The 20716-nt window shown below is 64.3% G+C and carries 27 protein-coding genes and 1 pseudogene; 19 read left to right on the top strand and 9 right to left on the bottom strand.

Translation table 11 applies throughout. The features are described from left to right. Positions 1–393, bottom strand: a complete 393-nt coding sequence (locus NLM15_RS19460; protein ID WP_254118670.1) for an Ohr family peroxiredoxin — start codon at positions 391–393, stop codon at positions 1–3. Between the two features lie 149 nt (positions 394–542). Between NLM15_RS19460 and NLM15_RS19465 the strand changes: the two genes are divergently transcribed. Next, complete coding sequence (locus NLM15_RS19465; protein ID WP_254118671.1) at positions 543–1007, top strand: MarR family winged helix-turn-helix transcriptional regulator; 465 nt, start codon at positions 543–545, stop codon at positions 1005–1007. 24 nt (positions 1008–1031) lie between these two features. On the opposite strand, the gene NLM15_RS19470 is transcribed toward NLM15_RS19465, so the two are convergent. After that, positions 1032–1385 carry an MmcQ/YjbR family DNA-binding protein gene (locus NLM15_RS19470; protein WP_254118672.1) on the bottom strand — a complete coding sequence of 118 codons (354 nt, stop codon included), beginning with the start codon at positions 1383–1385 and terminating at the stop codon, positions 1032–1034. 69 nt (positions 1386–1454) lie between these two features. Between NLM15_RS19470 and NLM15_RS19475 the strand changes: the two genes are divergently transcribed. The 3 genes from NLM15_RS19475 (at position 1455) to NLM15_RS19485 (ending at position 3458) form a co-directional block, all read left to right on the top strand. Further along, positions 1455–2006 carry a carboxymuconolactone decarboxylase family protein gene (locus NLM15_RS19475; RefSeq protein ID WP_254118673.1) on the top strand — a complete coding sequence of 184 codons (552 nt, stop codon included), beginning with the start codon at positions 1455–1457 and terminating at the stop codon, positions 2004–2006. A gap of 127 nt (positions 2007–2133) precedes the next feature. Beyond that, positions 2134–2760: a PadR family transcriptional regulator gene (locus NLM15_RS19480; protein WP_254118674.1), complete on the top strand. Its 627-nt coding sequence runs from the start codon at positions 2134–2136 to the stop codon at positions 2758–2760. Positions 2761–2813: 53 nt separating this feature from the next. Continuing rightward, positions 2814–3458, top strand: coding sequence for an O-methyltransferase (locus tag NLM15_RS19485; RefSeq protein ID WP_254118675.1), 645 nt, complete (start codon positions 2814–2816; stop codon positions 3456–3458). Here the strand turns inward: NLM15_RS19485 and NLM15_RS19490 are convergent. After that, complete coding sequence (locus tag NLM15_RS19490) at positions 3439–3681, bottom strand: 4-oxalocrotonate tautomerase family protein (RefSeq protein WP_254118676.1); 243 nt, start codon at positions 3679–3681, stop codon at positions 3439–3441. The two genes, NLM15_RS19485 and NLM15_RS19490, sit on opposite strands and share 20 nt — an antisense overlap. A 23-nt stretch (positions 3682–3704) precedes the next feature. Next, positions 3705–4444: pseudogene (locus NLM15_RS19495) on the bottom strand (SDR family oxidoreductase). A 103-nt stretch (positions 4445–4547) separates the two neighbouring features. On the opposite strand from NLM15_RS19495, the gene NLM15_RS19500 reads away from it, so the two are divergent. The 8 genes from NLM15_RS19500 (at position 4548) to NLM15_RS19535 (ending at position 10977) form a co-directional block, all read left to right on the top strand. Beyond that, positions 4548–5441 carry a LysR family transcriptional regulator gene (locus NLM15_RS19500; RefSeq protein WP_254118677.1) on the top strand — a complete coding sequence of 298 codons (894 nt, stop codon included), beginning with the start codon at positions 4548–4550 and terminating at the stop codon, positions 5439–5441. 215 nt (positions 5442–5656) lie between these two features. Beyond that, positions 5657–7321 carry an acetolactate synthase large subunit gene (locus NLM15_RS19505; protein ID WP_254118678.1) on the top strand — a complete coding sequence of 555 codons (1665 nt, stop codon included), beginning with the start codon at positions 5657–5659 and terminating at the stop codon, positions 7319–7321. Between the two features lie 182 nt (positions 7322–7503). Further along, positions 7504–7851, top strand: a complete 348-nt coding sequence (locus NLM15_RS19510) for a Lin0512 family protein (RefSeq protein WP_254118679.1) — start codon at positions 7504–7506, stop codon at positions 7849–7851. Between the two features lie 5 nt (positions 7852–7856). Next, positions 7857–8546 (top strand): GNAT family N-acetyltransferase, encoded by a 690-nt coding sequence (locus NLM15_RS19515; RefSeq protein WP_254118680.1) that lies wholly within the window; start codon positions 7857–7859, stop codon positions 8544–8546. Positions 8547–8618: 72 nt separating this feature from the next. Continuing rightward, positions 8619–9803 carry a serine hydrolase gene (locus NLM15_RS19520; RefSeq protein WP_254118681.1) on the top strand — a complete coding sequence of 395 codons (1185 nt, stop codon included), beginning with the start codon at positions 8619–8621 and terminating at the stop codon, positions 9801–9803. Positions 9804–9898: 95 nt separating this feature from the next. Then, entirely contained in the window at positions 9899–10108 is a 210-nt protein-coding gene (locus NLM15_RS19525; RefSeq protein ID WP_254118682.1) for a DUF2892 domain-containing protein, read from the top strand. Further along, positions 10105–10626 (top strand): RNA polymerase sigma factor, encoded by a 522-nt coding sequence (locus tag NLM15_RS19530; RefSeq protein WP_254118683.1) that lies wholly within the window; start codon positions 10105–10107, stop codon positions 10624–10626. The genes NLM15_RS19525 and NLM15_RS19530 overlap by 4 nt, the downstream gene beginning before the upstream one ends. Before the next feature lie 3 nt (positions 10627–10629). Continuing rightward, positions 10630–10977: a carboxymuconolactone decarboxylase family protein gene (locus NLM15_RS19535; RefSeq protein WP_254118684.1), complete on the top strand. Its 348-nt coding sequence runs from the start codon at positions 10630–10632 to the stop codon at positions 10975–10977. Between the two features lie 43 nt (positions 10978–11020). Here the strand turns inward: NLM15_RS19535 and NLM15_RS19540 are convergent, their stop codons facing one another. After that, positions 11021–12361 carry an RtcB family protein gene (locus NLM15_RS19540; protein WP_254118685.1) on the bottom strand — a complete coding sequence of 447 codons (1341 nt, stop codon included), beginning with the start codon at positions 12359–12361 and terminating at the stop codon, positions 11021–11023. A gap of 310 nt (positions 12362–12671) precedes the next feature. On the opposite strand from NLM15_RS19540, the gene NLM15_RS19545 reads away from it, so the two are divergent. From NLM15_RS19545 to NLM15_RS19555, 3 genes are all read left to right on the top strand, one after another. After that, positions 12672–13334 (top strand): DUF429 domain-containing protein, encoded by a 663-nt coding sequence (locus tag NLM15_RS19545; protein WP_254118686.1) that lies wholly within the window; start codon positions 12672–12674, stop codon positions 13332–13334. A gap of 118 nt (positions 13335–13452) precedes the next feature. Then, positions 13453–13596, top strand: coding sequence for a hypothetical protein (locus tag NLM15_RS19550; RefSeq protein WP_254118687.1), 144 nt, complete (start codon positions 13453–13455; stop codon positions 13594–13596). Between the two features lie 92 nt (positions 13597–13688). Then, complete coding sequence (locus tag NLM15_RS19555; protein WP_254118688.1) at positions 13689–14393, top strand: glutathione S-transferase family protein; 705 nt, start codon at positions 13689–13691, stop codon at positions 14391–14393. Position 14394: 1 nt separating this feature from the next. Here the strand turns inward: NLM15_RS19555 and NLM15_RS19560 are convergent, their stop codons facing one another. The 3 genes from NLM15_RS19560 to NLM15_RS19570 all read right to left on the bottom strand — a co-directional run bounded on the left by NLM15_RS19560 (position 14395) and on the right by NLM15_RS19570 (position 16399). Further along, positions 14395–15177, bottom strand: a complete 783-nt coding sequence (locus tag NLM15_RS19560; protein ID WP_254118689.1) for a sulfite exporter TauE/SafE family protein — start codon at positions 15175–15177, stop codon at positions 14395–14397. Positions 15178–15180: 3 nt separating this feature from the next. Further along, positions 15181–15813, bottom strand: coding sequence for a TetR/AcrR family transcriptional regulator (locus tag NLM15_RS19565; RefSeq protein ID WP_254118690.1), 633 nt, complete (start codon positions 15811–15813; stop codon positions 15181–15183). A 214-nt stretch (positions 15814–16027) separates the two neighbouring features. Continuing rightward, positions 16028–16399, bottom strand: a complete 372-nt coding sequence (locus tag NLM15_RS19570; RefSeq protein ID WP_254118691.1) for a tRNA-binding protein — start codon at positions 16397–16399, stop codon at positions 16028–16030. Positions 16400–16504: 105 nt separating this feature from the next. Here NLM15_RS19570 and NLM15_RS19575 point away from each other — a divergent pair, with 105 nt between their 5' ends. Then, on the top strand, positions 16505–16858 hold the full coding sequence (locus NLM15_RS19575) for an ArsC family reductase (protein ID WP_254118692.1): 354 nt from the start codon (positions 16505–16507) through the stop codon (positions 16856–16858). Between the two features lie 37 nt (positions 16859–16895). Here the strand turns inward: NLM15_RS19575 and NLM15_RS19580 are convergent, their stop codons facing one another. Then, entirely contained in the window at positions 16896–17537 is a 642-nt protein-coding gene (locus NLM15_RS19580) for a hypothetical protein (protein ID WP_254118693.1), read from the bottom strand. A gap of 343 nt (positions 17538–17880) precedes the next feature. Between NLM15_RS19580 and NLM15_RS19585 the strand changes: the two genes are divergently transcribed. The 3 genes from NLM15_RS19585 to NLM15_RS19595 all read left to right on the top strand — a co-directional run bounded on the left by NLM15_RS19585 (position 17881) and on the right by NLM15_RS19595 (position 20661). Further along, a complete protein-coding gene (locus NLM15_RS19585) occupies positions 17881–18636 on the top strand; it encodes an ABC transporter ATP-binding protein (RefSeq protein ID WP_254118694.1) in 756 nt (251 codons plus the stop codon). Beyond that, on the top strand, positions 18629–19375 hold the full coding sequence (locus NLM15_RS19590) for an ABC transporter ATP-binding protein (RefSeq protein ID WP_254118695.1): 747 nt from the start codon (positions 18629–18631) through the stop codon (positions 19373–19375). The genes NLM15_RS19585 and NLM15_RS19590 overlap by 8 nt, the downstream gene beginning before the upstream one ends. A 62-nt stretch (positions 19376–19437) precedes the next feature. Next, on the top strand, positions 19438–20661 hold the full coding sequence (locus NLM15_RS19595) for an ABC transporter substrate-binding protein (protein ID WP_254118696.1): 1224 nt from the start codon (positions 19438–19440) through the stop codon (positions 20659–20661). The last annotated feature ends 55 nt before the right edge of the window (positions 20662–20716 follow it).

A 20716-nucleotide genomic window follows, 5' to 3' on the forward strand; every position in this document is an offset into this window, starting at 1 on the left:
TCAGGCGAGGGTCGTGGTCACCTCGATGTTGCCGTGCACCGCCTTGGAATAGGGGCAGATGCCGTGGGCGGCCTCGATCAGTTCTTGCGCCACGGCGCGGTCGACACCGGGCACGCTGACGTCGAGCCGGGCGCGGAGGAAGAAGGCGCCATCGGCGTTGTTCAGGTCGATCGCGGTGTCGACCGAGGGCTCGCTCGGCAGCTTGACCTTGCGCTGGGCCGCAGCGAGTCCGAGCGCGCCGAGATAGCAGGCCGACCATGCGGCGGCGAACAGGTTTTCGGCGGCCGGATGCGGCTGGGCCAGCTTGATGGCGAGAGAGCCGTCGCTGGAGCGCGCGGCGCCGGAGGTGACGTGGGTCTTGCCCGTGAAGAGAAGCTTTGCAGCGGATGACATGACGATATCCTTTCGAAATTCACTTGTATCGCATCCGATCTAATCGGATGCGATGTGAAATAGACTCGTCTCAGTCGGCGGTCAAGCTCTTCCGATTTAATCGGATACGAGTTATATCGGTCGGCGGATCACGAATTGCGGAGGTTCCGATGGCCCGTAATGCCAAAGCTGCCGGCAAAGGCCGAAAACTGTCGAATTTCCTGTGCTTTGCCGTCTATTCGGCCAATCTGGCCTTCGGCCGCGCCTACAAGCCGCTCCTCGACAAGGTCGGCCTGACCTACACCCAGTACATCGCCTTGGTCGCGCTGTCGGACGAGGACGAGCTGACCGTCAGCGCGCTGGGCGAGAAGCTGTTCCTGGAATCCAACACGCTGACGCCGATCCTGAAGAAGCTCGAGCAGATGGGGTACCTCAAGCGCCACCGCGATCCAGCCGACGAGCGGCAGGTGCGGGTGAGCCTGACGCCGGCGGGGCGAAAACTGATCGAGCAGGACCTCGGCCAATCCGTGATCGAGGCGACCGGCCTCGGCGACGATTTTCCGGTGGTGCAGACAACGGTGAGCCGACTGCGCGACAATCTTCTGCGCAACACCAGGGCCAGAGAGAAATCTTAAAGCGCGGCGCACCGGCGCTTGCGCTCACTCCAGTCCCAACACCTTGCGCGACTTGCGCGTGAGCTTCGTAACGATCAGCGCGTGCGCCTGAACCAGATAGGCCGTGAGCTCGGCATCGGACAGCGCGCTGTTGCTGACGAGCTGCACCCATTTGGCGCGCGCGAGATAAGGCGCTGGCCGCGCGATCCCTTGCTCGATCAGCATTCCATAAGCCATGTCCGAGGCCTTGAACATGTAGCCGCCGGAGCCCGCGGCAAAGCCGCCGCCGAGTGCGAACATCTTGCCGCCGACCTTGAACACGGAGGTGCCTTCCCACTGCACGACCTTGGTGGCGGCAGGCAGGCGCAGGCAGCGTGCTTCGAATGTCTTGGGTGTCATGCGATCGCGACCGAGACGCGGGACGAGCCTTTATGGCAGCATGCGGGTTCCAACCAGGGATGAATGGCCATGTCGCGCGTTTCGATCAAGACCAGGGACGATTTGCCGGAGGCGCTGAGACCGCTGTGGGACAAGATGACAACCTACGGTGCGTTCGAGAACCAGGCCGGCGTCATGGCGCATCGGCTGCCGATCTTCAAGCACATGTGGTCGCTGCTGGTCGACCTCGCCAGCGAAGGCATGGTGTCGAAGCGCCATCTCGAGCTCGCGCTGGTCACGGTCTCGCTGCTCAACAAATGCGATTATTGCGTCTCGCACCACGCGCCGAAGCTCGCGGTGCAGGGCGTGTCGGAGCAGGGCGCCGCGCGCCTCGTCGACTACAAGGATCATCCCGAGCTCGATGAGCTGGACAAGCTCGTCGTCGAATACTCCATCGCCGTCACCAACAACTGGAACAAGACCCGCGACGAGATCTTCGCCCGCCTGCGTGCACACTTTTCGGAGGCGCAGATCGTCGAGCTGACCTGGCGCATCGCGCTGTGCGGGGCCTTCAACCGCTTCAACGACATTCTTCAGCTCGAAGTCGAGCAGGGCGTCCCCCACAGCGAAGCCGCCGAGTAGCGCCGCGCCGGCGGTGCCGGTCTTTCGCCCTGCGCCGGCGCCAGAGTGCCCGATCACAGGTTTGTGGGTTGCAGTCGGTCTATCGCAAGCTATATCGTAAGATATATTTTACAGAAGGACGTACGATATGCACCACGGACGCGACCACAGGGACTTCCATTTTGGGCATTTCGCCCATTTCGCCATGGGCCGGCACGGAGGACGGCACCGCTTCGGCCGCGGCGGACATGGCTTCTTCGGCGGCGGCCCGGGCGGGGACTTTCCCGGCGCCAGGCGGCTGTCCTCGCAGGATCTCCAGCTGGTCATTCTGGCGTTGCTGACCGAAAAGCCGGCCCATGGCTACGAGCTGATCAAGATCATCGAGGAGCGGTCCGACGGCTTCTACACGCCGAGCCCGGGCGTGATCTATCCGGCGCTGACCTATCTCGAAGAGGTCGGCCACAGCAGCGTCGCGCAGGATGGCGGCCGCAAGCTCTACAGCATCACGCCGCAGGGCACGGCACATCTCGCCGAGAACCGCGCAACCGCTGACGCGATCCTGCAAGCGCTGTCGCGGATCGGTCGCCGCATGGACGAGGTGCGCGAGGCCTTTGCCGGTGTCGGCGATCTCGATGCGGGTGCATCCGACGAGTTGCACCGCGCCCGCCACAATCTCAAGCGCGCGCTGCGCTCCCGGCACGGCAGCGACGCCGCCGAGGCCCGCCGCATCGCTGCGATCCTGGATCGTGCCGCCGCCGAAATCCTCGGCAAGTAACGGGCCGGCAAGTCACCGATCGGCAAGTAACTGACCTGGAAGTGAGACAACGCATGAATGATCGGCCCCACAGCCCGATTCAGGATCCCCGCATCAACGCCGTCCTCGCGCGCCTGCAAGGCGCGCGGCAGCGGCCGGCCGGCGGCGGCCCGCGCGGCGCCTTCAACAGCCGTGATCCCCACGCCTATGCAGAGCAGGGCTTTTCGATTCATCCGGAGCAGGGCGAATTGATCTACCTGCTGTGCCGTGGCCTGCGCGCCACGCGTGTGGCCGAGTTCGCCACCTCGATCGGAATGTCCACGCTGTATTTTGCGGCCGCCATCCGCGACAATGGCGGCGGCACCGTGATCGGCTCGGAGATCGTGCCGGCCAAGGTCGAAACCGCCAGGCGCAATCTCACGGAGGCGGGCCTTGCCGACTATGCCGAGATCCGCGAGGGCGATGCGCGGCAGACGCTGCGCGATCTCGGCGGCCCCGTCGATTTTGTTCTGATCGACGGCTGGCCGGGCGAGGCGGGCCCGTCGCTGGCACGCGAGGTGATCGAGATCGTCGCGCCGCAGCTGCTGGTCGGCGGCTACGTCATGAACGACAACGCCGAGCCCGACTATCTCGCCTTCATCCGCGATCCCCAAAACGGCTTCGTGTCGATGACGCTGCCGCTCAAGGGCGGCACGGAGCTCAGTCTGAAGGTGAAGTGACGGGCGCGCCGGCATCGCTGGCACGATACGCGTCGGGAACGACGAACACCTCGTCGGCGCGGCCATAGCCGCCGTCGCCGACTTCCTCGATCAGCACCATCGTGTGCGGCCGCGCCGCCTCGCCGAAATAGTCGACGAACAGCGCGGTGAGGCGGTGCACGATCTCGGCCTTTTGTGCGCGCGACAGCGCGGCCTGCGGGATCTTGATGTTGGCGAAAGGCATGATTGATATCTCCGTGTGAGCTGTCAGATCACGCCGCCATTGGCGCGGATGACCTGGCCATTGACCCAGCCGCTGTCGTGTCCCGCAAGGAAGGCGACGACGCCGGCGATGTCGTCGGGCTGGCCGAGGCGGCCGAACGGGTTCATGGCGGCGGTCGCGCGCACCTGCTGCTCCTCTTGCCCTCGAGGAACAGCCGGGTTTCGACCGGCCCGGGCGCGACCGCGTTGACGGTGATGCGGCGGCCGCCAAGCTCCTTGGCGAGGATGTGCGTCATGGCCTCGACCGCGGCCTTGGTCGCGGCGTAGACGCCGTAGCCGGGCTGATAAAGACCGATGACGCTGGACGAGAAGCTGACGATGCGGCCACCGTCGCGCAGCCGCCGCGCAGCTTCGCGCATGGACCGGAACACGCTGTCGAGGTTGATCGACGTCTGTCGCGCGAACGCTTCGTCGGTCACCTCAGCGAGCGGCCCGAGCTCCATCACGCCGGCATTGTTGACGAGGATGTCGACGCCGCCGAAGCTGCGCTCGGCCGCATCGAACAGCCGCGCCGGCGTTGCCGGATCGGCCAGATCAGCCTGGACCGCGAGGGCGCGTCCGCCGGCGGCTCCGATCTCGGCAACGAGGGCCTCGGCAGCCGCTTGGCCGCTCGCATAGTTGATCGCAACCGCGATTCCGTCTTGCGCCAGCCGGCGGGCGATCGCTGCGCCGATGCCGCGGGAGCCGCCGGTGACGATGGCGGCGCGCTGATGTTGGTTGGTCATGGCTGATATCCTCGATGTCTATGCCGGGAGAATAGCCGGTCGCTATGGCCGGATAATCGCGTAGGACTTGCCATCACTTGTCGGCTGTGGTGAACAATCGATCATGGATCGCTTTGACGCCATGCGCCTGTTCGTCCGCCTCGTCGAGCGGCAGAGCTTTACGGCTGCGGCGGCTGATCTCGGCATTCCGCGCTCGACCGCGAGCGAGGTGTTGCGCGGCCTCGAGGCGCGTCTGGGCGCGCGGCTGCTCGAGCGGACGACGCGGCACGTCACGCCGACGCTCGACGGCGAGGACTACTATCGCCGCTGCGTTGCCATTTTGGCGGAGGTCGAGGAAGCGGAAGCTGCCATGCGCGATGCGCAACCGCGCGGCCTGCTCCGCATCGATGCGCATCCCTTGCTGACCCGCACCTTCATCCTGCCGCACCTGCCGGATTTCCTGGCGCGTCATCCGCAACTCGAATTGCAGATCGGGCAGGGGGACCGGCTGGTTGATCTCGTGCGTGAGGGCATCGATTGCGTGATCCGGTCGGGCGAGCCCGAAGACAGCGGCATGATCCTGCGCCGCCTCGGCACGATCGCGGAGATCACGGTGGCGAGCCCGGCCTATCTCGCCGGCCATGGCATACCCGCGACGCCTGATACGCTCGACGGGCATCAGATGGTCGCATTCGTCTCCTCGCGTACCGGCGATGTGCTGCCGCTGGAATTTTCCGTCGCCGGCGCGCTTCGCCACATCGTGTTGCCGAGCCGGGTTCGCGTCAACAATTCCGACACCATGGCCGATCTCGCACGGCTCGGCTTCGGCCTCGTGCAGGCGCCACGCTATCGCTTCGCGGACGATCTCGCCAGCGGCGCGCTGGTCGAGGTGCTCGCGGATTATCCGCCATCGCCGACGCCGCTCTCCGCGCTCTATCCGCAAAACCGCCAGCTCGCGCTGCGCCTGCGCGTCTTCCTCGACTGGATATCCGGCATCTTTGCCGCGGCGAAGCTGTGAGGGACGCGCGCTATTGCCACTCACTCCGTCATTGCGAGCGCAGCGAAGCAATCCAAACAGTTACCGCGGAAAGACTCTGGATTGCTTCGCTGCGCTCGCAATGACGATGTTGAAACGACCGTGCGCTTCTTTGTGAGTTGTGCCAGCGCGGCAGACCGTTACGATGCGCCCGCTTTCGTGGAACACGACAGTACCCATAGCCATCAGGAGGCGACATGAGCGGGCAGGAACGCAAAGTCAAAGGATCGGACCTGTTTGTCGCGGCGCTGGAGAACGAAGGCGTCGATCGCATCTTCGGTGTTCCCGGCGAGGAAAATCTCGACCTTGTCGAATCCTTGCGTACCTCCAAAATCGAACTGGTCCTGACCCGTCACGAGCAGGCTGCCGCCTTCATGGCCGCCACGCACGGGCGGCTGACCGGAAAACCGGGCGTGTGTCTGTCGACGCTCGGTCCCGGCGCGCTCAACCTGTCCACCGGTGCGGCCTATGCCCATCTCGGCGCGATGCCGATGATTTTGATCACCGGCCAGAAGCCGATCATGAGCAGCCGGCAGGCGCGCTTCCAAATCGTGGACGTGGTTCCGACTATGAAGCCGCTGACGAAGCTCTCGCGGCAGATCGTCAGCGCCTCCAGCATTCCGACCGTGGTCCGCGATGCCTTTCGCGTGGCGATGGAGGAACGGCCGGGGCCGGTGCATCTCGAGCTGCCCGAGGACATCGCGGGCGATGAAGTGCCCGCCGCTCCCGTGATCCCGGTCCACCCGATTGAAATTCCGGTGGCCCATCGCGCCGCGCTCGACCGCGCTGCCGAGATGATCCTGGCCGCAAGGCGTCCATTGGTGATGATGGGAGCTGCGACCAGCCGGCCGAGCTCGACTCACGGCATCGCCAGCTTCGTGCGGCGAACCGGCATTCCGTTTTTCACGACGCAGATGGGGAAGGGCACGGTGCCCGGCGGCACCAATCTCTACATGGGCACGGCGGCGCTATCCGAGCGCGATTACGTCCACGACGCGATCGACGCAGCCGATTTGATCGTCGCGATCGGCCATGATCCGGTCGAGAAGCCGCCCTTCATCATGGGACCGTCGGGGCCCAAGGTCATTCACGTCAGCTACACGCCGGCGAGCGTCGAGCTGGTCTATTTCCCGGATGCCGAGGTCGTCGGCGACGTCGGCCCGAGCCTGGAGCTCCTCGCCGACCGGCTCGAAGGCAAGCTGCCGCAGGCGGCGGCGCTGTTGCCGTTGCGCGAGGAGATCCTCAGGCACATCGCCGACCGCGCCACCGAGGCGCGCTGGCCGCCGACGCCGCAGCGAATCGTGCACGACATCCGCCAGGTGATTCCGGAGAACGGCATCGTCGCGCTCGACAACGGCATGTACAAGATCTGGTTCGCGCGCAACTACCGCACCCGCGTCGCCAACACGCTCTTGCTCGATAACGCGCTGGCGACCATGGGCGCAGGCCTGCCGTCGGCGATGATGGCCGCAATGCTCTATCCCGAGCGCCGCGTGCTCGCGGTCGCCGGCGACGGCGGTTTCATGATGAACAGCCAGGAGATGGAGACCGCCGTCCGCCTCAAGCTCAACCTGGTCGTGCTGGTGCTCGAGGACAACGCCTACGGCATGATCCGCTGGAAGCAGGCTGTCGATCACTTTGCCGATTACGGCATGACCTTTGGCAATCCCGATTTTGTCCTGTACGCGAAGGCTTATGGCGCCAAGGGGCATCGCATCGAGAAGATCGACAGCTTCGGCCCGACTTTGGATGCCGCGTTCAAAGAGGGCGGCGTGCATCTGGTCGTGATCCCGATCGACTATTCGGAGAATGTGCGCGTGCTGGTCGACGAGCTGCGGGCGCACGAGAAGGCGAAGGCATGAGTTTGTTCGAGCCTCTCGCCACACCCGTCATTGCGAGGAGCGTAGCGACGAAGCAATCCAGACCGTCTCCGCGGAAAGATTCTGGATTGCTTCGCTGCGCTCGCAATGACGGAGTATGCCGATCGGTCCAAATGCGATAACAATTTGCGTCAACATCATCCAACCAATTACGGGAATAAAACATGGCTCGCGTTCGCTGTATCACCGAGATGGGCATGGGCGTCGACGTCCACGGCAGGGACGCCACCAAGGCGGCGAAGCGCGCGGTGTCGGATGCCATCCGGCATTCGAGTCTCGGTTTCTTCCGGATGATCGACAAGACCGCGAACGACATGTTCGTCGATGTCACGATCGCCGTGCCGAACCCTGAGGCGGTGGACAAGGAAGCCGTTGCCAAGGAGCTGCCTTACGGCACCGTGACCGTCACCGCGGTCAAGGGCGGGCTGGAGATCCCCTCGGCCACGGAAGTCGCCAACGACCCCATCCTCATCGCCAACGCTGCCGTCATCGTCAGCTTCGAGAAGGATTAGGTCCGGTGTCCGACAGCGATGTGGCGCTGCTGGATCGCCCGATCTGGAGCGCGCTGACGACCAGCCACCGGCACCTGGCGGAGGGCGGCCCGCAGGCACTGCGCTATCCCGTGGACATGACGCCGTTCGCGGACATGGTCGACATGTCGCCGGCGAGCTTTGCAGCGCTCGGCGATCTCATGTCGGGCTCGCAGGTCGCCGCACTGTTCACGCCGGAGCCGGTCGATGTCCCCGCCGGCTTCAAGGTCGTGTTGGCCGAGACCGGGGAGCAGATGATCGGCTCGCCCGCCGACAGTCCGCTGCGCGACGCCGAGATCGTCACGCTGGGGGCGGCCGACGTGCCCGCGATGATGGCGCTGACGGAGCTGACCAAGCCCGGGCCTTTCGCCGCGCGGACGCATCAGCTCGGCACGTTCCTGGGCATCCGCGCCGGCGGCGAACTGGTCGCGATGACGGGCGAGCGGATGAAACCGGGAAAATTCGTCGAGATGACTGCCGTTTGCGTGCATCCCGACTATCGTGGGCGCGGCTACGCGCAGGCGCTGCTGGCGGCGGTCGCGCGCCGGATCGAGGCGCGCGGCGAAATTCCGTTCCTGCACGTATTTTCCCACAATGCCTCGGCGATCGCGCTGTACGAACGGCAGGGCATGACGAACCGCCGCCGCCTGTACGTCACGGCGCTGATGAAGGCATGAGGGCCGCGCGGGCGACCTTCAATTCCTGCCAAAGCGCGCTATATCCATCCCAACCATAATTGGGGGAAACACATGGACGCCAGGACGATTGATTTTTCCGCCGCGCGGACGGCGATGCAGCGTTACGTCGATCAGGAAATCGTTCCGGGCGTATCCTGGGCGGTGCTGCGCGGCCGCGACGTGGTCGATCAGCAATGCGTCGGCTTTGCTGATCGCGAGGCCAATACCGCGCTGCGGCCCGACCATATCTTCCGCGCCTATTCCAACACCAAGATCTTCGTCACGTGCTCGATCATGCTGCTGGTCGAGGAAGGCCGCATCGGGCTCGATGACGCCGTCGAGAAATTCCTGCCGCAGCTCGGCAATCGCAAGGTGCTGAAGCAGGGCGCTTCGAGCCTTGCCGATGTCGAGCCGGCGAAGAGCCCGATCACGATACGTCAGCTGCTGACCCACACCTCGGGCCTCAGCTACGGCATCTTCGATCCCGGCACGGTGCTGTTCAAGGGCTATAACGAGGCGGGCGTGCTCAATCCGCTGACGCCGCTGACCGACATGATCGACAAGCTGGCCGGTCTGCCGCTGTCCTATCATCCCGGCACGGGCTGGGAATATTCTGTCGCCACCGACGTGCTCGGCCGCGTCGTCGAGGTCGTCTCGGGCAAGTCGCTCGATGCCTTCTTCAAGGCCCGCATTTTCGATCCGCTCGGCCTGACCGATACCGGCTTCTACGTGCCGGAAGCACAGCAGGGCAGGCTGGTTGCGCTCTACACCGGCGCTGATGTGCTCGATCCGATGAAGCCCGGCCTGACCCGGGCCGACAATCTGCCTTACCCGCAGGCCTATCGGCGACAATTCCCGCGGCTGTCGGGTGGCGGCGGCCTGGTCTCGACCTTGCCCGACATGCTGGCGCTGGTACGCGCGCTGCTACCCGGTTCTGATGCGCTGCTGAAGCCCGACACGCTGCGGCAAATGATGACGAACCAGCTGCCCGCAGGCCAGACCATCCGCTTTGCCAATCTCGGGCCGATCCCCGGCAAAGGCTTTGGCCTCGGCGGCGCCGTCACTTTCGCGCCGACGCCGTTCGATCCCCCGAATTCGACCGGCGAATTCCAGTGGGGCGGCCTTGCCGGCACCCATTGGTGGATTTGTCCGCAAGCCAATACCGCGGGCGTCCTGATGGCGCAGCGTCATATGGGCTTCTGGAATCCATTCTTCTTCGAGTTCAAGCGCCTGGCCTATCAGGCCGTGGGAGGCTGACCGCGAAAAAATTGTCGGCGGCCGCGAATCCTTTCGGGTCGTCGCGCCCTCTTGATGGTCGAGGCAGTTTGCCTCGGCTCATCTCGGAGGATGTGATGGCATTTTACAGGAAGAACATCGGCGGCCTGCATCAGGCGGTGCGGGTCGCTGCGGGGATTGCGGTGGCGGTCGCGGCGTTCGTTTATCTCGCCGGCGCCGCGGCGTGGCTGGTGGCCCTTGGCGGCGCGGGCTTCGCGCTGACCGGCCTCGTCGGCTATTGCCCGATGTGCGCGATGGCCGGGATCGGTCGGGGAGGCGTGTCGTGAGCGCGGCTGCGATCTCGCCAAACCTGTTCGAGGCGGCACGGCTCGGCGACCCGCAGGCGATCGCCTCGCTGCTCGAGACGGCGCAGCCGGACATCCGCCGCTATGCGCGCGCGACCTGCCGAAGCTCGGCGGATGCCGAGGACGCGACGCAGGAGGCGCTGTGGATCCTGTTCCGTCATGTCGGCACGATCCGCTCGCTGCTGGCGTTTTCGGCCTGGCTGTTCAGCGTGGTCCGCCGCGAATGTCTGCGGCTCGCCCGCAAGGCCGGCCTTGTCCCATCGATCGATGACGGCGAGGCCGAGGCCTTGCTGCTGTCGCGTCCCGAAGCCGATTTGCGTCTCGATGTGGCGGCTGCGTTCGAGGCGCTGCCGCCGCATTATCGCGATGTCGCGCTGATGCGCGACGTCAGGGAAATGACCATCGACGAAATCGCTGACGCACTCGGTGCGTCCAGGCAGACCGTGAAGGCACGCCTGCACCGCGCCCGCGCCCTGATGCGCGAATACCTGACGAGATGAGACATGACCGATTATCAGAGCCCTGACGATCTGAAGTTGGTTCCCGGTTTCGTGGCGCTCGCGCCGGTCGAGGCCAACGCGTTCCTGGCTTTCAACCACGCGGTCGAACGCAAGGACGGACTGATCCCGCCGAAATATCGCGAGCTGATCTCGCTCGCGGTCGCGCTCACCACGCAATGCGCCTATTGCCTCGACGTGCATACGGCGCAGGCAGCGAAAGCCGGTGCGACGCGCGAGGAAGTCGCCGAAGCCGCGCTTATTGCGGCGGCGGTACGGGCCGGTGGCACGCTTGGCCATGCGTTGCTGGCGCAGCGGCTGTTCGAGCGGCATCGCGGCGAGGGAGAAATGTAGATGGTGCAGGCGGGAGGTATTCACCTCCCGCCCACTGTTTGCGTCAGTCCTTCCACGGATCGAACTCGCCTTCGCCGGCCATGGCGACGGCGAACGGGCGCAGCGTGTGCAGCACCCGCACGGTGCCGGCACGCTGCGCGAGCACATCGGGCAGGCGGCGATAGGCCATCGGGCTCTCGTCGAGGTCGGCACCGATCAAGGTGACGCCACGCTCGTTGAGCCAGCGGTCCATCTCCGCGCGCGAGAAGCGCCGCTTCGCTTCCCGTCGCCCGAACATGCGGCCGGCGCCGTGCACGGTCGAGTAGAGCGAAGCCTTGGCTTCCGGACTGTCAACGCCTTCGAGAATGACGGCGTCGTCGCCCATGGAGCCACCGACGAATCCCTTCTGGCCGGGAAACGCCGGCGTCGCGCCCTTGCGCACCACCCACAGATCACGCCCGTCGTGGGTCTCACGCCAAGCATAGTTGTGGTGGTTGTGCACGCTCTCGGTCACGCTGCCGCCGATGATCTGGCGGACGCGTTCGACGACCCACTCGCGGCCCGCATAGGCATAGCGCCCGGCGAGCTGCATCGCCGCGATGTAGCGGCGGCCGAGCTCGGAGTCCTCGTCGACCACGGCGGGTGGGACGTTCATGCCGTCCTTGCCGCCGGCGGCCTTGAGGTAGCGCGTCGCGGAGGTGTGCCCGAGACCGCGGCTTCCGAAGTGGACGCCGATCCAGACAAAGCCGTCCTCGTCGCGCATGAGGTCGACATAGTGGTTACCCGATCCGACCGTGCCGAGCTGGCTCACGGCCTTTTGTCGGTAGGCCTCCATGTCGCTCTCGCGCCAGGCATCGCCGTCGTCGAACAGCGCGTGCTCGGCCCGTTCGGAATTGGCGCGGCCGACACCGAACGAGATCACCTTGGCGACGTCGCGGATGATTGTGGGCACGATCGCCGCAATGTCGTCGAAGCGCGTGTCGAGCCGCGCGGCCATGTTGCCGCAACCGATATCGAAGCCGACGCCGGAGATGCTGATCTGCTTCTCATAGGCGATGACGCCTCCGACCGGCTGGGCGTAGCCGAGATGGCCGTCGGCGCAGATCACGCCGGACACGACATTTCCGACCGCCATGCAGTTGCGCATCTGCGCGATCGTCGCCTCCTCGTGCGGGCCGAAGATCTTCAGCGGCGCATTCTGGAAGCGGGCGTCCTGCAGTCGGAACTCGGCGATCGAGCTCGCGGTCGCATTGGCCTCGCGGGCAAGGTGTTCCTTGCGCGCGGCGTCCTTGTACAGGCACCAGGCGGGCTGGCCGCGTCCTTCGCCGACGCGCGAGTCGGGATCGACGCCGGCGGCGAGGCAGAGCTCGCGGGCGCGTTCCATGTAGGGATCGGGTCGTCGCATGGTCTTGCTTTCTGCTTAGGTCGTACTTCAGGCAACAAAAAACCCTCCGGAGCGGCTGGCTCGGGAGGGTCCGTAGACGTGGACTTTTGGTCTCGCTGTCAGGCAAGACCTCTCCCATGAGCCAGGCGCGCGCAATCGATTGACCGTGGGTCATTCGACGGGCGGACGATTCTTTCGTAGCGATGCAGCATTGCTCGGTTCATGGTGTCTGTCGCGAACGGACGTGTTCGCGAGGGCGCAGGACCTACGCCCGCAACTTGCGGATGTCAAGCAACGCGCTTGTGAAATTTGCAAGACATGGATCGATGACGTGCCCAACTATCTCGGTCTCGATGGATTTCGCTTCGGTTGGGTCGCCGCGTGGATTGATGATCGCGGCGATCACGGTTTCGATTATTCACCGGGCCTGACGCGCTTGCTTGCCCTGCCGCATGCGCGCGCGATGATCGACATGCCGATCGGATTGAAACCGAGCGGTTATCGGGTCTGCGACCTGCGCGCACGCGAGCTGATCGGCCCTGCCGTATTTCTCGGCGCGCGCCGCGACCTCTGGACATTTCCCGACATGGCGGCAGCCAATCGCCACTACTGGGAGCATGAAGGCAAGGGCAGGGGCGTGTCTGCGCAGCTCTGGAATATCAGGGACAAGATCAGGGACGTCGACGAGATCATGACGCCGGCGCGGCAGGCTACGATCGGCGAGGCGCATCCGGAATTGATCTTCTGGAATCTGGCGGGGCGAGCCCGGCTTGCGCGGAAGACGTCCGCGGAAGGTCGCGCGCAGCGCATTGCGCTGCTGGCGCAACGCGGCTTCACGCGCTTGCCGAAATGGCTGACGCAGCGACATGGCACCGGCATAGGCCGGGACGATCTCATCGACGCCTGTGCCTGTGCCGTCGCGGCACGCGACAGCAATCAACGTGTCGGTGGAGAGGAGGATCCGCGCGGGCTGCGGATGGAGATCAATTACTGAGGCAGGGAGCCGGCGGCCCATTAGACGGGAAGAAGTGGCAATTTATTTGAGGCATGCAGGAACTGTCGATCCTCAGCCCGCGTTCCCCATTCGGACCGATGAGGGAGAATCTCGTGCGATGAAGGATGCCAGTCAGCTCGCGACCGCGATGCTCGCGCTCGTTTTCACCGGAGCGCTGCTCGTCACCGGCCAGCTCTTCATCGAGCAACGCGCACAGCGCGATAGCGTGTACGCCACCAGCCATTTGCTGCGGCCCTTGTAGTCCGGCTTCGATGCGTGATCACTGCTCGGCCTTGCGCCGTTCGGTGGCTCGCCTAGATTAGGCGGAGTTTCACGAACGAAGCCGGGGTCCCGATGTCTGATCTGTCCGCCTTTCCCATCACCAAGCGCTGGCCGGCCAGGCATCCGGAATTGCTTCAGCTCTATTCGCTGCCGACGCCGAATGGCGTCAAGGTTTCGATCATGCTGGAAGAGATCGGTCTGCCTTACGAGGTCCATCTCGTCGATTTCGGCAAGGACGACCAGAAGACGGCGGAATTCCTCTCGCTCAATCCCAACGGCAAGATCCCTGCGATCCTCGATCCCAACGGTCCTGGCGGCAGGCCGCTGCCACTGTTCGAGTCCGGCGCGATCCTGCAATATCTCGCGGAGAAGACCGGCAAGCTTTTGCCCGAGGACGCCGCGCGGCGCTACCAGACCATCCAGTGGGTGCACTTCCAGATGGGCGGCATCGGGCCGATGTTCGGTCAGGTCGGCTTCTTCCACAAATTCGCCGGCAAGGAGTTTGAGGACAAGCGGCCGCTGGAGCGCTATGTGGGCGAATCCAAGCGGCTGCTCGGCGTGATGGAGACGCATCTTACGGGCCGGCAGTGGTTCATGGATGACGACTACACCATCGCCGACATCTCCATGCTCGGCTGGGTGCGCAACCTCAACGGCTTCTACGGCGCCGGCGATCTCGTCGAATTCAGCAAGTTCAAATCGGTCGGTGCCTGGCTCGAACGCGGCCTTGCGCGTCCGGCGGTGCAGCGCGGGCTCAACATTCCGAAGCGGCCGTGAACTAGGTCAGCGCCTTGTGGGTCATGTAGAGCGCCATCAACGAGATGAGGGCGATCATGACCCGGCGCAGCACCGCTTTGCTGACGCCGTTCGCCGCGCGTGCCCCGAGATCGGTGCCGATCCAGAGCCCTGCCAGAATGCCGATGATGGCCGGCCAGCCGACCATCAGGCCCTTGCTCCAGTAGATCCAGGCCGCCGGAATGTTGGTCGGGATCACCGAAAAGACGAGGCTGACGAGTTGCGCCTGATGCTGCGGCACGCGCAGGCCGGCGGCGAGGCCGACGGTGATCGCGAGCCCGCCGCCGATGCCCATGAAGCCGGAGGAAAATCCGGCAAGCACGCCGATGAGGAGCAGGGGTAGCCAGGGCAGTTCGTTGCGATCGCCGGCTTCGCTGTCGCCGTCCTTCCGGTCGCGGCGCAGGATCAGCAGAGCGATCAGTGCGACGAGATAGACGACGTAGGTCCATTGCAGGACGGAGTCTGGGACAGCCGCCGCGGCGTAGCCGCCGCCGGCGCCGCCGATGAGAAATCCGATGCCGATCCAGACGATCCATTGCAACGGGCTGCGGTTGCCGCTCTGCCAGTAGCGGCGCACGCCGGCAAGGCCCGTCGGCGGGACCTGCGTGATCAGCGACGTTCCTTGCGCGACGTGCTGCTCTGCGCCGAGCAGCAGCACGCTGAAGATCACGAGCCCGCCGCCCGGGCTCGTTCCCATGAAACCCGAGGTCAGTCCGCCGACGAGACCGACGCCGGCACCGGCGAGGAGATCGTGGATCCAGGACATCGCTTACGTCCTGCTTCGTCGCTTGACGTCGGGCTTGGCCGTGCGAAACCCTTCGATCACGCCCGCCACGGCCGTCATGCAGGCCACGACGTCAAAATCCTCGCCCCAGCATTTTTGCAGCACAAAGCCCTGGAAGATCGCGATCAGGACGCGCGCGATCGCGTCCGCTCCGACGTCGCGCTTGATGAGGCCGTCATGCTGGCCGCGCTCGACCAGAGCGACGATCAGGGCGCGCGGCATGTCGATGCCTTCCACGACGCTGGTGCGGACGCGGCGGTTGCGCAGGGCCTCGGCCCAGCCATGAATACCGACGCGGCGGCGCGCTTCGCCGGCGGGATCGCCGAGCCATTGCGCGTAGACGCGGACCAGCGCGTGAAGTCCTTCGATCGGATCGCCCGATCCCTGCGCCACCGAGTTGAGCACGGCCTCGCGCCGGTGCCGGTCGTCGGCGAGCGCCTCGATCAAATCGTCCTTGCTCTGGAAGTAGAGATAAACCGCGCCGTGGCTCAGCCCGGATCGCTTCACGATGTCGGCCATGCCGGTCTGGTGGAAGCCGTTGTCCGAGAAACAGGCAAGGGCGGCTTCGAGGATCTGCTGCCGCCGGCTTTCGCGCTGCTTGTCGCTGATCTTGGGCATCGGGGGCTTCCATAAATAACTGACAGATCGATCGTTTTGGCTGTTGGCCAAAACCTGCCTGCAGAAGGTTTGTCAAAATAAAAAGCGATCAGTCAGTCATTTTATAGCCAAAGCGGATTTTGGTCAAGGTCCTGCCATCTGAGCCGGGAAAGAGGAGGTCTATGCCGTTGTAACGCGCCGACAAGGCGCCGCTGCGGCCCCCGATCGCGCTCGGCTAGAACAGCCGCCCACCGTTTGGCACCGGCTTGCCCGGCTGCACCAGCACGACCTTGCCATCCGCATCGGGGAAGCCGAGCGTCAGCACTTCCGAGACGACCGGGCCGATCTGGCGCGGCGGGAAGTTCACGACGGCTGCGACCTGCTGTCCTACCAGCGTCTCGAGCGGATGGTTTTCGGTGATCTGCGCCGAGCTCTTGCGCACACCGATCGCGGGGCCGAAGTCGATCCACAGCCGCCAGGCCGGCTTGCGCGCCTCGGGGAACGGTTTTGCATCGACGATGGTGCCGACACGGATATCGACCGCGAGGAAGCTGTTGAAGTCGATGGTCGGCGAGGCCGTGGCGGCGGGATCGTGGGTGACGTGCATGCTGTGTCCGTTGGAAGAGCGAGGTTCGTTGGCAATATTGTCGCGCGAAGCGGAGTTTCGTACAACATGCGCACTTGACGATACGACGCATGCACGAGGGACGTCTTGCCCAACATCATCTATGGCATCAAGAACTGCGACACCATGAAGAAGGCGCGCGCCTGGCTCGACAGCCATGGCGTCGCATACGAGTTCCACGACTACAAGGCAGCGGGCGTCGAGAAGGACAAGCTCAAGCAGTGGAGCGACAAGGCCGGCTGGGAGACGCTGCTCAATCGCGCCGGCACGACCTTCAAGAAGCTGCCCGATGCCGACAAGGAAGGCCTCACCGAGAAGAAGGCGCTGGCCTTGATGCTAGCGCAACCATCGATGATCAAGCGGCCGGTGCTCGAGGTCGGCGGCAAGCTGCTGGTCGGCTTCAAGCCGGAGATCTATGCCAAGGATATAAAGACCAAGTAGGTCGGCGCCCAATCGCGGTGAAAAGTCGCGCTGATTCCTAGTTCAGCTCGACGATCTCGGTGGTGACGCCGGGCTGTTCGGCGAACTCGACCACATCGGCCGCCGCGATGCGGCCGGGAGCGCGATGGAAGAGATCTCGGTCGATCACCGCGCGCAATTTCGGGCGCGGCAGCGCGTCATTTCCGCGCATCAGATTCTTGATCTCGAAGCCGCCGTCCTCGCAGAACGTCTTGAGCGAAGCGATGACGTGGCAGACCTTGCCATCGGTCTGGAACGGCAGCAGCAGGCGCTCATAGGCGACGACGCGTCCATAGATGTCGTCGACGTCGGCAATGCTGTAAACCGGAAGCCCGCGTGCCACGCATTCATGATAGATCGGCATCACGAAGGGCGCGAGCCGCGGTCCGATATAGTCGTCGAGCAGAACGCCCTTGCCGGTATGTCCATAGGCGCGAGAGATGCGCGTGCCTTCGCTCTGGATGGTGAGTCGCGGCGCCGGTGCAGAGATCTCCACCGTATAATAGATGAGATCGGACAGCTCTTCCTCGAGCCGCGCGGGCTGATACTCCCAGATCGCCGGTGCCATCTGCTCGCGCGCATAAAGTCGCAGCCACGTGTTGAGGAGATCACGCTGCCTGATCGACTTGACGACGGAAGGAGCGGCGCTTGCAAAATCCAAGACAATATTCCCGGCGCATAAAGCCCGCACATGATGCCGCTTGCGGGAAAATTTTCTATGAAGGCTGGCGCGCGGGATGAAAGACCGTTAACGACGGCTTGATGACCGGTGCCTTGCGAACCGGGAGGCCGGGCAGGCACGACATCAAAACGCGTCCGACTAAGGGAGCATAAGCCTCCCGGCCGGAGACCTGATCTGCTCAGCTTTCCGCCTTGCCTAACCCCCGTCACCTCCGGCATATTCCGCGCCCGGAGGCGGCGTTCCGGGACAGGCTCCAAGGCCTCCGGAAAGCCGAAGCAACTAAGGACAGCCACGCGCATTTCGCGGGCAGGGGGAAATCTGTTTGGCCGATGAGTTCATTCTCGAAACGGAAGGCTTGACCAAGGAGTTCGCGGGCTTCTTCGCCGTCCGCGACGTTGCGCTCAAGGTTCGCCGTGGGAGCATTCACGCGTTGATCGGGCCGAACGGCGCCGGCAAGACGACGTGCTTCAATCTTTTGACCAAGTTCCTCAAGCCGTCGGCCGGGAAAATCCTGTACAAGGGACAGGACATCACCGCGATGGCGCCGGCTGACGTCGCCCGCATGGGGCTGGTCCGTTCATTCCAGATCTCGGCGGTATTTCCGCATCTCACCGCGCTGGAGAATGTTCGTGTCGCGCTTCAACGCCAGCACGGCAGCTCGTTCGATTTCTGGCGCTCCAAGTCCGTGCTCAATCGCTTCAACAACCGCGCGCTGGAACTGTTGAACGATGTCGGCCTCAGCGAGTTTGCCAATACGCCGGCGGTCGAGATGCCCTATGGACGCAAGCGCGCACTGGAGATCGCAACGACGCTCGCGCTCGACCCGGAGATGATGCTGCTGGACGAGCCCATGGCCGGCATGGGCCACGAGGACATCGACAAGATCGCGGCGCTGATCAAGCGCATCTCGGCCAAATATACCATCCTGATGGTCGAGCATAATCTGAGCGTCGTCGCCAATCTCTCCGACATCATCACCGTGCTGACGCGCGGGCAGGTGCTGGCGCAGGGCAATTACGCCGAGCTCACCAAGGACGAGCGCGTCAAGGAAGCCTATCTGGGAGCCGGTCATGCCTGAGACTGCAATCGCGGACGCTCCCGCAAAGGCCGCAACCGGCGGCAACATCCTCCAGGTCCGCAACCTGGAAGCCTGGTATGGCGAGTCGCACATCCTGCACGGGATCAATTTCGACGTGAACGCGGGCGAGGTCGTCACCCTGCTCGGGCGCAACGGCGCCGGCAAGACGACCACGCTGAAATCGATCATGGGCATCATCGGCAAGCGCACCGGCTCGGTGAAGTTCAACAACCAGGACATCATCCGCGCGACCTCCGACAAGATCGCGCGGATGGGTATCGCGTTCTGTCCGGAGGAACGCGGAATTTTCTCCAGTCTCGATGTGCGAGAGAATTTGCTGCTGCCGCCGGTGGTCCGCGCGGGCGGATTGCCGCTCGAGCAGATCTTCGATCTGTTTCCGAACCTAAAGGAACGTCTCAACAGCCAGGGCACCAAGCTCTCCGGCGGTGAGCAGCAGATGCTCGCGATCGCGCGCATCCTGCGCACCGGCGCGAGCTTCCTGATGCTGGACGAGCCGACCGAAGGTCTTGCGCCTGTCATCATCCAGCAGATCGGCCACACCATTGCGCGGCTCAAGAAGGAGGGCTTCACCATCCTCCTTGTCGAGCAGAACTTCCGCTTCGCATCCACCGTCGCCGACCGTTATTACGTGGTCGAGCACGGCAAGATCATTGACGGATTTTCCAATTCGGAGCTTGCCGCCAACATGGACAAGCTCCACACCTATCTCGGCGTCTAGAACGGCCAAGACTCGAACGGCCAACAGAAAACGGCGAAGAGAAAATTCACAAGGGAAGTAGCATGAAGACAAAGTCGATTGCATCGTTTCTGCTCGGCACGGCGTTGGCCGTGACCGCCGCCGGCGCAGCCTTCGCGCAGGACAAGACCGTCAAGATCGGCGCGCTGTCCGATCAGTCCGGCCTCTACGCCGACCTCGGCGGTCCGGGCTCGACCGTGGCCGCGCAGATGGCCGTTGAAGATTCCGGCCTCGCTGCGAAGGGCTGGAAGATCGACATCATCTCGGGCGATCACCAGAACAAGCCCGACATCGGCACCGCGATCGCGCGGCAGTGGTTCGACGTCGACAAGGTCGACGTCATCGTCGACGTGCCGAACTCCGGCGTGGCGCTCGCCGTCAACAACGTCATCAAGGAAAAGAACGGCGTCTACATCAACTCCGGTGCGGCGACCTCGGATCTGACCAACGCGCAGTGCTCGCCCAACACCGTGCACTGGACCTACGACACCTACATGCTGGCCCACACCACGGGCCAGGCGCTGGTGAAGGCCGGTGGTGACTCCTGGTTCTTCCTGACCGCGGACTACGCCTTCGGTGCGGCGCTGGAGCGCGACACCACGGCCGTGGTCACCGCCAATGGCGGCAAGGTCGTCGGCGGCGTCAAGCATCCGCTGAACACGCCGGACTTCTCGTCCTTCCTGCTCCAGGCGCAGGCCTCCAAGGCCAAGATCATCGGCCTTGCCAATGCCGGTGGCGACACCACCAACACGATCAAGCAGGCGGCCGAGTTCGGTATCGTCAAGGGCGGCCAGAAGCTCGCGGCGCTGCTGCTGTTCCTCACCGACGTCAAGGCGATTGGTCTGGAGACCGCGCAGGGCCTCAACTTCACCGAGACCTTCTACTGGGACATGAACGACCAGACCCGCGCCTTCTCCAAGCGCTTCGCCGCGAAGATGAAGAACAATGCTCCGCCCACCATGGTGCAGGCCGGCGTCTATGCGGGCGTCCGCCACTATCTCAAGACGCTGGAAGCGCTCGGCGGCAATCCTCATGACGGCGTCAAGGTCGTCGAGAAGATGAAGTCGATGCCGACGGAGGACGATCTGTTCGGCAAGGGCGAGATCCAGCCCAACGGCCGTACCATCCACAACGCCTATCTGTTCGAGGTGAAGAAGCCCTCCGAGTCCAAGGGACCGTGGGACTTCTACAAGCTCGTCGGCACGGTGCCGGGCGACCAGGCCTTCACGCCGCTCTCCGAGAGCAAGTGCGCGCTGCTTAAGAAGTAAGACAATAGCCCGCAGGCCTTGAACCGGCCTGCGGGTGACTTTCAGGGGAACGCCG

This window comes from Bradyrhizobium sp. CCGB20 (assembly GCF_024199855.1).
Lineage (GTDB): Bacteria > Pseudomonadota > Alphaproteobacteria > Rhizobiales > Xanthobacteraceae > Bradyrhizobium.